We start from the raw sequence: 11,432 nt of genomic DNA on the forward strand, positions 1-11,432 counted from the left end.
ATGGCCACCGCCACCGTGGACCGGACCCGAGCGGTCAACCGCCGGCCGATGTCTCGTCAGACCAAGAGCAACATCAAGTGGGGTTTGATCTTCTGCTCACCGGCGATCGCCGGCTTGTTGATCTTCACCGCGTATCCGGTGCTCCGCTCGCTGCAGGCGAGCTTCACCTCCGGCACGATGCTCACCCCGGGCCGTTGGCTCGGCTTCGACAACTACGCCGACCTGTTCGGTGACTCCATCTTCTGGCAGGCGATGGGGAACACCGTCTACATCCTCGTCTGGTCAGTTCCGCTCGGCATCATCACCGCGCTGTCGCTGGCGCTGCTGCTGAACCTCAACGTGGGCGGCCGATCCGTCTATCGGGTGATCTTCTTCATCCCGAGCATCGTGCCGCTGGTCGCCTCCGCGGTGATCTGGTCCTACGTGTTCAACCCGCAGTACGGCGTGCTGAACTCGATCTTGGAACGCGTCGGCATCGACGGACCCTCCTGGCTCGCCGATCCGGACTGGGCCAAGCCGGCCTTGATCATCATGGCGGTCTGGGGTGTCGGCAATCTGATGGTGATCATGCTCGCCGGTGTGCAGGACGTGCCGGTGCAGCTCTACGAACAGGCCAAGATCGACGGCGCCGGGGTGTTCTCCCGGTTCCGGCACGTGACGCTGCCGTTCATGTCGCCACATCTGCTGTTCGCGTTGGTGACCGGCCTGATCGCCGGCTTCCAGTACTTCACCGAGGTCTTCGTGCTGACCAGCGGCACCGGCAGCCCGGCCGGGTCGACCATGGTCGCGGGGATGTACCTGTACCAGAACATCTTCGCGTTCTTCAAGGTCGGCTACGCGAGTGCGATGGCCTGGGTCCTGTTCGTCCTCGCGGCTGTCTGTGCGGTGATCGTCTTCCGTACCGTCGGTCGCCGGGTCTACTACGGGGGGAACTGATCATGTCCAACACCGTTGCGGACGACGCCGTCCTCGGTGAGCAGCGCCAGCAGACCCTGGCCGACGTGGGTCGCCGTGATCTTGAAGTGCGGCGCCGCCCGTTCTGGTCCCGGCTGCTGATCGGTCTGGCCAAGCACGCGGTGCTGATCGGGTTGTCGATCATCTTTCTGATCCCGTTGATCTGGATGGCGACCGGCGCCTTCAAGACCGCCGCCGATCTCAACGCCAGCCCGATCGTCTGGATCCCGGACGCGATCACCTTCGACAACTTCGCCCAGGCCGGTCAGTTGTTCCCGCTGGCCCAGTACTTCCTCAACACAGTGATCATCTCGCTGCTCTCGGTGATCGGTGCGGTGATCTCCTCGGCCATGGTCGGGTACGGGCTGGCCCGGATCGAGTGGCCGGGCCGGAACGTGCTGTTCGTGATCATCCTGGCGACGATGATGATCCCGTTCTACGTGACGATGTTCCCGGCCTTCGAGATCTTCCGGACCTTCGGGCTGACCAACACCTGGGTGCCGTTGATCTTGCCGCACTGGCTCGGCGTACCGGTCTACATCTTCCTGCTCCGGCAGTTCCTCCGGACGCTGCCGAAGGAACTGTCGGAGAGCGCCCGGATCGACGGGGCGAACGAGTGGCAGATCTTCACCCGGGTGATCCTGCCCTTGATCAAACCGGCGCTGGTGGCGGTCGGCCTGTTCCAGTTCCTGGTGTCCTGGAACGACTTCCTCGGCCCGTTGATCTACCTGACCGACCCGAACCTCTACACGATCTCGCTCGGCCTGAACTTCTTCAAGGGCGAGTACGCGACCGAGTTCGGCCCGCTGATGGCGGTCAGCACGCTCGCCGTCCTGCCCGTGATCATCCTGTTCTTCGTCGCCCAGCGCACGTTCATCCAGGGCATCACCCTGACCGGCGTCAAGGGGTAGTGGAACTACACCAATCGAGCTACCCTTACACCATGGCACTGAACATCAAGGACGCCAGAACCGAGGAGTTGGCTGCCGAGGTCGCCCGCCTCACGTCGGACACGAAGACCGGGGCGATCCGAAGTGCGCTCGAGGAACGGCTCGAGCGGGTGCTGCGGGAACATCAACGCGGCGCTCGGGCGGATCGGCTGCGTCGCTTTCTGGTCGACGAGGCCTGGCCGCAACTTCCGGTCGAGGTCCGGGGAGTGGAGATCACGAAGGCCGAGCGGGAGGAGCTGCTCGGGATCGGGGCTGACGGCGTGTGACCACGCCATCAGCGATGGTGGTGGACTCGTCAGCCCTGATCGCCGTGCTGACCGCCGAGCCCGAGGGCCGCAGGCTGATCGACCGGCTGAGCACCGCCACGACGATCCGGATCGGCGCAGCGACCCTGGTCGAAACAGGGATCGTCCTGGTGGCTCGCCTCGGGCTGCCGGGCAAGACCTTGTTGGCCAGGTTCGTCGAGGAGTCGGGTGCCGAGATCGTTCCGCTCGGTGATCAACATTGGAGCCTCGCCGTGGACGCGTTCACCCGTTACGGCAAGGGCCGCCATCCCGCCGCCCTGAGCTTCGGTGACTGCCTCACGTACGCGGTCGCCCGGTTGGCCGGCGAGCCGCTGCTCTGTCTCGGCGACGACTTTCCACAGACCGATGTTGATCTTGTGGACAGAGAGTCCTGACCAAGATCAGAAAGAAGATCCCCTGCGGCTCGGGTGCACCGCGCCGCAGGGGATCTCGGGTTTCAGAAAGCCTCCGTCAGTGACAGAGGATCAGAAGGCCTTGCCGGCCTGCTGACCATCGGTCACCGCGGCCGCCTTGCGCTCGGCGACCTTGCCCTTGAGCTCGACCAGCCGATCCTCCGGAGCCGCCCGGCGGGCGGCGGCCGGCGGCTGCAGGTCGACGAACTGGCCGGACAGCGCGCCGCGAACCCGGTTGTCCGCGCCGACCGGCGCCGGATCGTTGCCCTCGCCGCCGAGGTTGCCGCGGATGATGTTGCCGATCACCGAGACGCCGCCGTTGTTGTTGGCGATGGTGACGTTGCCGCCGAAGTAGTTCACGTCGGAGCAGTCGTCGATCAGGCCGCCACCACCGACCTGGACCGTCCCGTTGCCGTCGAACGCGGCCGCGCCGTCGATCTCGGTGCCACAGACGACCGAGCCGTCGACGTTGCCGGTCACGGTCAGGCCACCGGTCAGGGTGGAGTCGATCACGTCGGCGTACGCGGTGCCGGTGCCGGACACCGAACCGGCGACACTGCTGCCGCCGACGTACAGCTCGCCGGAGGCGGACTGCACGTTCTTGGTGATCTTGCTGTCCTCGAAGTACGCGAACGGGACGATCGTCTCGTCGGCGGGCGCCAGGCCCGCGTAACCGGCCGACAGCGTGGACGCCGCGAAGGTGGCACCGTAGCCGCCGCGGCTGGTGACCTTGCCGGCCACGGTGGTGTTGTAGGCATCGAGGTAGCCGTCCTCGGCCACCACGACGACACCCTTGAAGACGCCGTCGGTGACGACCAGGTCAGCCCCGGCCTGGACGGTCACTTTTCCTTCCACCGTGGTGCCCTCGAGGACACAGGACTTGCCCGCCGGAACGACGAGATCGCCCGGAACGGTGACCGCGCCGCCGGTGCCGATGCAACGGGTGACGAGATCGGCAGAGGCCGTGGTGGTGACGGCTCCGGCCAGTGCGATTCCGGCCAGCGAGGCCAGCGCAAGAACAGTACGCGCTTTCATGATCGACTTTCCCCCTAGTGAACTGAACGACGCAGCTGCGCGCTGTGACAGGGCGACAGTGCGCGATGGAAGTTTCCACAGACTTGACGCTTGCTATCGGTTGCATGTCCCGCGAGCGACAGAGCGTCGACTGAAGGTAACCCGGCCCTAAGTGGCCGTCAACAGGTCCGCAAAACAGTTCCCCTGAGGTTCAGCGGGCGTCCGACGAATTCAATTCAGGACGGCGAACTACTGGCGGATCGACACGATTCTTGATTGAATCGGCATCAATCATCTGATGAATTTCTGAGGAGCGTAGGCGATGACGCACGACCACGCATGGTTCACCCACGACCGGTTCGGAATGTTCGTCCACTGGGGTCTGTACGCCCTGCCCGCCCGGCACGAATGGGTGATGCACCGGGAGCAGACCCAGATCGCCGACTACGAGCGGTATCTGCGCTACTTCGAGGCCGACCTGTACGACCCGGAGCAGTGGGCGGCGACGGCCAAGGCGGCCGGCATGAAGTACGTCGTGCTGACCACCAAGCACCACGAGGGCTTCTGCCTCTGGGACAGCAAGCTGACCGACTACAAGATCACCAACACCCCGCACGGCAAGGACGCGATCCGGCCGTACGTCGAGGCGCTGCGGGCGGCCGGGCTGAAGGTCGGCTTCTACCACTCGCTGATCGACTGGCATCACCCCGACTACACGATCGACCTGATCAATCCGCGCCGGGAGGACGACAACATCCCGGAGCAGAACGAGGGTCGCGACATGGCCCGCTACCGGGAGTACCTGCACGGCCAGGTCCGTGAGCTGCTCACCGACTACGGCCAGATCGACTACCTGTTCTTCGACTTCTCCTACCCCGGCCGGGAACACCCGAACGGCGGCGCGCCCGGCAAGGGCCACGAGGACTGGGACTCGGAGAAGCTGATGGCGCTCTGCCGGGAGCTGCAGCCGAACATCGTGATCAACGACCGGCTGGACATCCCCGGGGACCTGGTCACGCCGGAGCAGTACCAGCCGAGCGGCCCGATGCTGCGCGACGGCAAGCCGGTGCTCTGGGAGGCCTGCCAGACCCTCAACGGCAGTTGGGGCTACGACCGGGACAACGACGACTACAAGTCGCCGGAGTTGTTGATCAAGATGCTGATCGACGGCGTCTCCAAGGGCGGCAACCTGCTGCTCAACGTCGGGCCGACCGGCCGCGGCGAGATCGATCCCCGGGCCCGGGAGAGCCTGGCCGAGATCGGCGACTGGATGACGTACCACGACAAGTCGATCTACGGCGCCGGCCCGTCCGAGTTCACCGCGCCGGTGGACTGCCGCTACACCCAGCGCGGTGACCGGCTCTACCTGCACCTGTTCTCCTGGCCGCTGAAGCACGTCCATCTGGCCGGTCTCGGCGGACACGTGGAGTACGCGCAGTTCCTGCACGACGCGTCGGAGATCTTCTTCAAGGAAGCGGATCCGCAGGCGCAGGCGCAGAACACCAGCCGCGGCGCCGAGGCCGAGGGTACGGTCACCCTGTCGCTGCCGGTACGGCCGCCGAACGTCGCCGTGCCCGTGGTGGAGATCTTCCTGAAGTAGGCCCGTTCGGTGGTGGGTGCGCGGGTCCTCGGCAGGCCCCGCACCCGCCCCGACCCCAGCCGCGGAAATGGCGTGCAGGGGGTTGATTCATCGGGTTGACTGTCGGCATGTCTGCACGTACTGCGCCGCATCGGGCGACCCCGGAACTCCGTACCGTCACCGAAGAGACCCGGGACGCCTACCTCAAGGCCGTCTCGCGGGGGTTCCACGACACCTTCAGCGCGGAGGACTGGGGACCCGGAATTGATCAGATCGAACCGGAGCGCAACTTCGGGTTCACGGTCGACGACCGGTGGGTGTCCAGTGCCGGTGCGTGTACCCGGGTGATGACGACGCCGGGCGGCTCGGTCCCGGTGGCGGCGGTGACCGTGGTGACGGTGGCGCCCGGCTATCGCCGGCGCGGCCTGCTGACCGAGATGATGCGGCACCAGCTGACCCAGGACGTGATCGCCCGCGGCACCGAGCCGCTGGCGCTGCTCTGGGCCTCCGAGTCGCTGATCTACGGGCGGTTCGGCTACGGCCGGGCCACCTCGCACCTGAGCGTCTCCGGCGCGACCCGGGACATGACCTTCCTGCCCGGCGTCGACCTCGGCGAAGGGTCGGTCGACGAGGTGACCAAGGACGAGGCGCTGACGGTGGCCCCGGGCGTACGGGAGAGCTTCCTGGCTGACCGGCCCGGCGCCCTGAACCGCACCAAGCTCGAGTGGGACTCGATCGCCCACGATCCGGAGAACCGGCGCCGCGGAGCCTCGGAACGGCGTTATCTGCTGCACTTCGCGGCCGACGGCACCCCGGACGGCTACGCCGCGTTCCGGACCAAGTGGACCGACGACGGCGGCGAGGTCATGATCAACGAGCTCGATGCCGCCACCCCGCAGGGCTATGCCCGGCTGTGGCGGTTCCTGCTCGACCTGGACCTGATCCGCAAGTTCCGCTTCCACAGCGTGCCCACCGATGAACCGCTGCGCCAGCTGGTCGCCGACCAACGGGCGATCAAGACGGAGTTGCACGACGCGACCTACGCCCGGCTGACGGATCTGCCGCGGGCGCTTGCGGCCCGGAAGTACACCGCCGAGCTCGACCTGGTCCTCGACGTCGCGGACACGTTCCTGCCGGACCTGGCCGGGCGGTACCGGGTCCAGGCCGGGCCGGAGGGCGCCGAGGTGACCCGGACCGACGCGTCCGCCGACCTCAGCCTGACCGTGCGCGACCTCGGCGCGATCTATCTCGGCGGCACCCCGCTGACCGCGCTGCACCGGGCCGGCCTGATCGGCGAGCACACGCCGGGCAGTGTCCAGGCCGTCACCACCGCCTTCTCCTGGCCGCGCGCCCCGCACTGCCCGGACGACTTCTAGCCGCCGTGCGTCAGCTGGCGAGCCCGGCGTGTTGTTCGAGGAATCGGGCGATGTCGTCGGGGTCCGCCAGGGGGAGTGGGTAGACCAGGAGCCGGTCGACGCCGAGGTCGGCGAACCGGTCGGCGGTGGCCTGATTCACCGGCTGGAGCTGTAGGGCGGTGATCTCCAGCGGGCCGAGTCGTTGAGGACGTTCTTGTTCGCCGGCGAGGGCGTCCAGGCGGTCGAGGTCCGCGGCGAGTTCGTCGGGGGTGCCGACGCCGATCCAGCCGTGGGCGCGGGTGAGGGCGCGGCGGAGGGCGGCGTCGCTGCGACCGCCGACGACGATCCGCGGGCCACCGGTGGAGGCCGGTCGTGGATGGGCGTCGATGTCGGAGAACCTCACGTACCGGCCGTCCATCGTCGGGAAGTCGGCCGTCCAGAGCTGGACCATGGCGTCGAGATATTCGTCGGTGCGGCGGCCACGCTCGGCGAACGGGACGCCGACCGCCGTCATCTCGGGTTCGAGGTAGCCGGCGCCGACGCCCAGGAACAGGCGCCCGCCGCTGAGCACGTCGAGGCTCGCGGCCTGCTTGGCGAGGACCAGCGGGTTGCGCTGCGGAAGGATCACGATCCCGGTGCCCAGTTCGATGCGCCGGGTCAGGGCGGCGACATAGGCAAGGTGGACCAGTGGGTCGAGGATCGGGTCCCGCGGGTCCATCGGAGTGTCCGGCGTCCGTGGGCTGGGTAGGACGACGTGCTCGCCGACCCACCACGAGGTGTAGCCGAGGTCTTCGGCGAGCCGGGCGAGCCGGGCGGTGACCTGCGGCGGGTGGGCCGCCTTCGCGTTCAATCCGTTCACGCCCAGTTGCATGATCAGGCTCCGATCTCCAGGACCGCCTTGCCGATGATCTTGCGGCTGCGCAGATCATCGGCCACTGCGGCGAACTGCAGCCAGGACTCCCGGCGGCCGATCTGTGGGTCGAGGGCGCCGTCGGCGACCAGGTCGAGCAGCAGGGCCAGGTCCGATGCGATCCCGAGCTGGATGATGAACGCCTCGACCCGGCGCCCAGCCATGCCACGGCGACGTTCGGCCTCGAAGTCGATCATGGTCGGGCGACCGGACGCCTGGCCCACACTGACCGCGAGCCCACCCGTGTCGAGCAGCCCGAACGCCTGGCTGAGCAGGGGACCGCCGACGTTCTCGATCACTCCGCCGACCGGCCGGCGGACGTCGGCCAGGTCGGTGACGACCTCGCGGGCGCCGAGCCCGGTCAGGCCGGTCGCGCGGGCCGTGCTGCCGACGGCGGCGACCACCTCGGCCCCGGACAGCGCCGCAAGCTGTACGGCGAACCGGCCGACCCCGCCGGAGGCCCCGGTGACCAGCACCCGCCGGCCGAGCAGCGGTCCGAGCCGACGCAGGGCCTGCAGTGCGGTGACGCCGGCGCCGGGCAGCGCGGCGGCCGTGGTCAGCTCCACGCCATCGGGCACGACGGCGGTGTCGGCGGCGGCCGCAGTCCGATGCTCGGCCCAGGCCCCACCCATCGCGAAGGAGACGACTCGGCTTCCTGCCGGCGGGCCGGAGCCATCCGCGGCCGGCGTGCGGACGATCCCGGCAGCGTCGACACCCGGGATGTCACCGGCAGCGAGATTGACGTCCCGGTACGCGACGTCGAGGAAGTTGAGCGAGGCGGCCCGCACGTCGATCAGCACCTGATGCGGTTCCGGCTCTGGCTCCGGCGCTTCGGACATCCGCAGGCCGGCTGCCGGGTCATGGACGATGGCTCGCATGGATCCAGCCTGGGCTCGGCTGTCGATCCCTGTCCAAGACCCGTTCGCATAACCTTTGGCTATGAACGTGCGCGTGCAGGATGTGCGCTACTTCCTCGCGGTCGCCGAGGATCTCAGCTTCACCCGGGCCGCGGAGCGGCTCTTCGTCTCCCAGCCGGCGTTGTCGAAACAGATCAGGCAACTCGAGGCGCAGTTGCGGGCCACGCTGTTCACCCGCGGACACCGCACGGTGGGGCTCACGGCTGCCGGTGCCGCATTCCTGCCGCGGGCCCGGGCCCTCGTCGCCGAGTGGCAGGCCGCCACCGAGGAGGTACGGCTGGCCGGCCACACGCTCACCGTCGGGTTCCATTCCCGGATCGGACGTGGGCTCATCCCCACGATCACCGCCACCCTGCAGGAACGCCTGGAGGGCTGGCGTCTGCAGTTTCGCCAGGTTCCGTGGGGCGACCCGGCCGTCGGGCTGACGGACGGCACCGTCGACGTGGCGCTCGCCTGGCTCCCCGTACCCGAGGGTCTGGAGACCCGCCGGATCGCTGTCGAGGATCGCAGTGTTGCTCTCGCCGTCGGGCACCGGCTGGCCGCGCGGACGTCCCTGCGGTTCGCCGACATCGTCGACGAACCGGTTGTCGCACGGCCCTCCTCGGCCGGTCCGCTGCGGGACGCCTGGCTCGCCATGGACCGGCGCACCGATCCGCCCACGATCGCCGGCGAGGCCGCCACTCCCGACGAGGCGTACGAACTCGTCGCCGCCGGCGACGGGGTGCTGCTCCAGCCGGCCGGCAGCTGCACCGTCCATCAACGCGGCGACATCGTCTACCGGCCGGTCCTGGACCTGCCCCCGGCCGAACTGGCGGTCGTCTGGCGATCCGGCGACCGCAGACCGGCCGTCCAGGTGGTCACCGACGCCTGCTTCCACTGCGCGCAGCCCGGGACCTGACTTCCGTTCCGGTCCACGGGACGGCCCGAACGGAACCGTTGGCAACTGATGGCAAGCGTTTGCCCTGCAGACTGGGCCCAGCTTAGGGTCGGGAGGCGTGACCACGACGTGGACCTTGTCCGGTTTCGGGGACGAGATCGACCCTGACCCCGTCGTTCAGGTCGCGGTGTTGCAGGCGCTCGGCGCCCGGCACCTCGAGGTCCGCAGCGCCTGGCGGACCAACATCGTCGAGTTCGACGATGATCAACTTTCCCGCCTCGGGGCCGTCCTCAGTGAACGCGAGATGGGTGTCTCGGCGATCGCCTCGCCGATCGGCAAGGTCGACGTCTCGGCACCGATCGAGAACGAACTCGGGCGGTTGGACGCGGCGATCAAGGCCGCTCAGGCGCTCGGCGCCGGGTTCATCCGGATCTTTTCCTTCTACCGGGGCGAGGGCGTTGCCGTCGAGGCGGTTCGGGACCAGGTGATCGACCACCTGAGTGCGCTCGCCGAACGAGCCGACCGAGCCGGGCTGGTGCTGCTGCACGAGAACGAGAAGGGCATCTACGGCGACGTTCCGTCCCGGGTGCACGACCTGATCACCGCGGTCGGTTCGCCGGCACTCAAGATCGCCTGGGACAACGCCAACTTCGTCCAGTGCGGCGTGCGGCCCTACACCGACGGCTTCGAACTGCTGCGGCCGCACGTGGCGTACCTGCAGGTCAAGGACGCCCGGGCCGCCGACGGCAAGGTCGTCCCGGCCGGCGAGGGCGACGGGGAGCTGGCCGAGACCGTGGCCGGGCTTCGTGATCATGGATTCGACGGCTTCGCCTCACTGGAGCCGCACCTCACCGTCGCCGGTCAGCTCGGTGGATTCTCCGGCCCGGCCGCGTTCGGACGCGCGGCCGCCGCCTTTGCTCAACTCACCCACACTCAAGGAGTGAACCTTCGATGACGGCCCAAGAACCCGTCCGTACGACCACGCCCGGACCGACCCGGATCGTGATCATCGGCTGCGGTGTGATCGGCAAGCACCACGCCCTCGTCGCGACCAAGCACCCCGACTTCGTCGTCACCGGTCTGGTCGACACCGACCCGGCGGCGATGGAGCAGGTGGCCGAGGTCGTCGTGGAGCAGGGCGCCGACCGGCCGGGCTCGTACGGCAGCATCGCCGACGCGCTCGCCGCCGGGGCAGACCTGGCCGCGATCTGCACCCCGAGCGGGCTGCACATCGAGGAGGCCGAGGAGTGCCTGGCCGCCGGCGTGCACGTGGTGATCGAGAAGCCGCTGGACGTCAGCGTCCAGCGCGGGGTCGAGTTCGCCCGGCTGGTCGAGGCCGCCGAGCAGCGCGGCCAGGTGGTCAGCGTGATCAGCCAGCACCGGTTCGACCCGGGCAGCCAGGTGGTCCGCAAGATCATCGAGGAGAAGAAGCTCGGCACGGTCACGTCGGCGATGGCGAGCATGGCCTGGTTCCGCAGCCAGCAGTACTACGACTCCGGCGACTGGCGCGGCACCTGGGCGCTGGACGGCGGCGGCGCGGTGATGAACCAGGGCGTGCACACGGTCGACCTGCTGCGCTGGTTCCTCGGCCGGCCTTCCGAGATCTTCGCCCACACGGCCCAGTTGGCCCACGAGCGGATCGAGATCGAGGACACCGCGACGGCGACGATCAGGTTCGAGTCCGGTGCCCTCGCGGCGCTGCACCTGACCACCGCGGCCTACCCGGGCCTGACCGTCCGGCTGCAGGTGCACGGCTCGCTCGGCTCGGCGATCATCGACAACGACCAGCTGAAGTACCTGCATGCCGGCGACGGCGAGGTGGACGCCAACCTACGCAGCGCGAAGTCCCGGGCCAACCAGGCCGAGCAGGCGAGCCAGGGCGAGGACGAGTTCTCCGGCAGCCGCAACGACCCGAATTCCTTCCTGGCCGGACATCTGCGCCAGTACGACGACGTCGCCGCGGCGATCCGGGGCGAGAGCCGGCCGCTGGTGGACACCAACGAGGCGCTGCTCTCGCTGGCCCTGGTCCGGGCGATCTACATCTCCGCGACACTCGGCCAGCCGGTCGCCTTCGACGACGTGCTGAACGGCAAGTACGACGACGTCGAGCCCGTGATCAAGGGCCGCCCGGCCGTCACCGCGGACGCCTGAACGCCCGGAACCTTTGAGAAGCAAGGAA

At 68.5% G+C, this 11,432-nt stretch carries 12 protein-coding genes; 9 read left to right on the forward strand and 3 right to left on the reverse strand.

Translation table 11 applies throughout. From position 1 onward, the window contains the following. From ACFQU4_RS05430 to ACFQU4_RS05445, 4 genes are read left to right on the forward strand one after another with little or no spacing between them, the layout of a single operon-like run. Entirely contained in the window at positions 1-936 is a 936-nt protein-coding gene (locus tag ACFQU4_RS05430) for a carbohydrate ABC transporter permease (RefSeq protein ID WP_377487834.1), read from the forward strand. A 2-nt stretch (positions 937-938) separates the two neighbouring features. Next, on the forward strand, positions 939-1,865 hold the full coding sequence (locus ACFQU4_RS05435) for a carbohydrate ABC transporter permease (RefSeq protein WP_377487836.1): 927 nt from the start codon (positions 939-941) through the stop codon (positions 1,863-1,865). 32 nt (positions 1,866-1,897) lie between these two features. Further along, positions 1,898-2,170: a type II toxin-antitoxin system VapB family antitoxin gene (locus ACFQU4_RS05440; RefSeq protein WP_377487838.1), complete on the forward strand. Its 273-nt coding sequence runs from the start codon at positions 1,898-1,900 to the stop codon at positions 2,168-2,170. After that, entirely contained in the window at positions 2,167-2,583 is a 417-nt protein-coding gene (locus ACFQU4_RS05445; protein ID WP_377487840.1) for a type II toxin-antitoxin system VapC family toxin, read from the forward strand. The genes ACFQU4_RS05440 and ACFQU4_RS05445 overlap by 4 nt, the downstream gene beginning before the upstream one ends. Before the next feature lie 90 nt (positions 2,584-2,673). Here the strand turns inward: ACFQU4_RS05445 and ACFQU4_RS05450 are convergent, their stop codons facing one another. Further along, the gene (locus ACFQU4_RS05450) at positions 2,674-3,636 is read right to left on the reverse strand and encodes a hypothetical protein (RefSeq protein ID WP_377487842.1); all 963 of its coding nucleotides are present in this window, start codon (positions 3,634-3,636) and stop codon (positions 2,674-2,676) included. 301 nt (positions 3,637-3,937) lie between these two features. On the opposite strand from ACFQU4_RS05450, the gene ACFQU4_RS05455 reads away from it, so the two are divergent. Both ACFQU4_RS05455 and ACFQU4_RS05460 read left to right on the forward strand, forming a co-directional pair. Beyond that, complete coding sequence (locus ACFQU4_RS05455) at positions 3,938-5,215, forward strand: alpha-L-fucosidase (RefSeq protein WP_377487844.1); 1,278 nt, start codon at positions 3,938-3,940, stop codon at positions 5,213-5,215. Between the two features lie 107 nt (positions 5,216-5,322). After that, entirely contained in the window at positions 5,323-6,570 is a 1,248-nt protein-coding gene (locus ACFQU4_RS05460) for a GNAT family N-acetyltransferase (RefSeq protein ID WP_377487846.1), read from the forward strand. A 10-nt stretch (positions 6,571-6,580) separates the two neighbouring features. Here the strand turns inward: ACFQU4_RS05460 and ACFQU4_RS05465 are convergent, their stop codons facing one another. Both ACFQU4_RS05465 and ACFQU4_RS05470 read right to left on the reverse strand, forming a co-directional pair. Continuing rightward, on the reverse strand, positions 6,581-7,420 hold the full coding sequence (locus tag ACFQU4_RS05465) for an LLM class F420-dependent oxidoreductase (RefSeq protein ID WP_377487848.1): 840 nt from the start codon (positions 7,418-7,420) through the stop codon (positions 6,581-6,583). Positions 7,421-7,422: 2 nt separating this feature from the next. Beyond that, positions 7,423-8,337, reverse strand: coding sequence for a zinc-binding dehydrogenase (locus ACFQU4_RS05470; RefSeq protein ID WP_377487850.1), 915 nt, complete (start codon positions 8,335-8,337; stop codon positions 7,423-7,425). A 61-nt stretch (positions 8,338-8,398) separates the two neighbouring features. On the opposite strand from ACFQU4_RS05470, the gene ACFQU4_RS05475 reads away from it, so the two are divergent. The 3 genes from ACFQU4_RS05475 to ACFQU4_RS05485 all read left to right on the forward strand — a co-directional run bounded on the left by ACFQU4_RS05475 (position 8,399) and on the right by ACFQU4_RS05485 (position 11,404). Further along, the gene (locus ACFQU4_RS05475; RefSeq protein WP_377487852.1) at positions 8,399-9,274 is read left to right on the forward strand and encodes a LysR family transcriptional regulator; all 876 of its coding nucleotides are present in this window, start codon (positions 8,399-8,401) and stop codon (positions 9,272-9,274) included. 97 nt (positions 9,275-9,371) lie between these two features. Beyond that, complete coding sequence (locus ACFQU4_RS05480; RefSeq protein WP_377487854.1) at positions 9,372-10,208, forward strand: sugar phosphate isomerase/epimerase family protein; 837 nt, start codon at positions 9,372-9,374, stop codon at positions 10,206-10,208. Beyond that, positions 10,205-11,404 (forward strand): Gfo/Idh/MocA family protein, encoded by a 1,200-nt coding sequence (locus ACFQU4_RS05485; protein ID WP_377487856.1) that lies wholly within the window; start codon positions 10,205-10,207, stop codon positions 11,402-11,404. Before ACFQU4_RS05480 ends, ACFQU4_RS05485 begins: the two co-directional genes overlap by 4 nt. The last annotated feature ends 28 nt before the right edge of the window (positions 11,405-11,432 follow it).

This window comes from Microlunatus sp. GCM10028923, from assembly GCF_042666975.1.
Taxonomy (GTDB): Bacteria; Actinomycetota; Actinomycetes; order Propionibacteriales; family Propionibacteriaceae; genus Microlunatus.

What these genes read in the sequence shown, in the direction of transcription:
- ACFQU4_RS05450 (WP_377487842.1), bottom strand. Translation starts at nt 3,636, where the DNA reads ATGAAAGCGCGTACTGTTCTTGCGCTGGCCTCGCTGGCCGGAATCGCA.
- ACFQU4_RS05465 (WP_377487848.1), bottom strand. Translation starts at nt 7,420, where the DNA reads ATGCAACTGGGCGTGAACGGATTGAACGCGAAGGCGGCCCACCCGCCG.
- ACFQU4_RS05470 (WP_377487850.1), bottom strand. Translation starts at nt 8,337, where the DNA reads ATGCGAGCCATCGTCCATGACCCGGCAGCCGGCCTGCGGATGTCCGAA.
- ACFQU4_RS05430 (WP_377487834.1), top strand. Translation starts at nt 1, where the DNA reads ATGGCCACCGCCACCGTGGACCGGACCCGAGCGGTCAACCGCCGGCCG.
- ACFQU4_RS05455 (WP_377487844.1), top strand. Translation starts at nt 3,938, where the DNA reads ATGACGCACGACCACGCATGGTTCACCCACGACCGGTTCGGAATGTTC.
- ACFQU4_RS05440 (WP_377487838.1), top strand. Translation starts at nt 1,898, where the DNA reads ATGGCACTGAACATCAAGGACGCCAGAACCGAGGAGTTGGCTGCCGAG.
- ACFQU4_RS05460 (WP_377487846.1), top strand. Translation starts at nt 5,323, where the DNA reads ATGTCTGCACGTACTGCGCCGCATCGGGCGACCCCGGAACTCCGTACC.
- ACFQU4_RS05435 (WP_377487836.1), top strand. Translation starts at nt 939, where the DNA reads ATGTCCAACACCGTTGCGGACGACGCCGTCCTCGGTGAGCAGCGCCAG.
- ACFQU4_RS05485 (WP_377487856.1), top strand. Translation starts at nt 10,205, where the DNA reads ATGACGGCCCAAGAACCCGTCCGTACGACCACGCCCGGACCGACCCGG.
- ACFQU4_RS05475 (WP_377487852.1), top strand. Translation starts at nt 8,399, where the DNA reads ATGAACGTGCGCGTGCAGGATGTGCGCTACTTCCTCGCGGTCGCCGAG.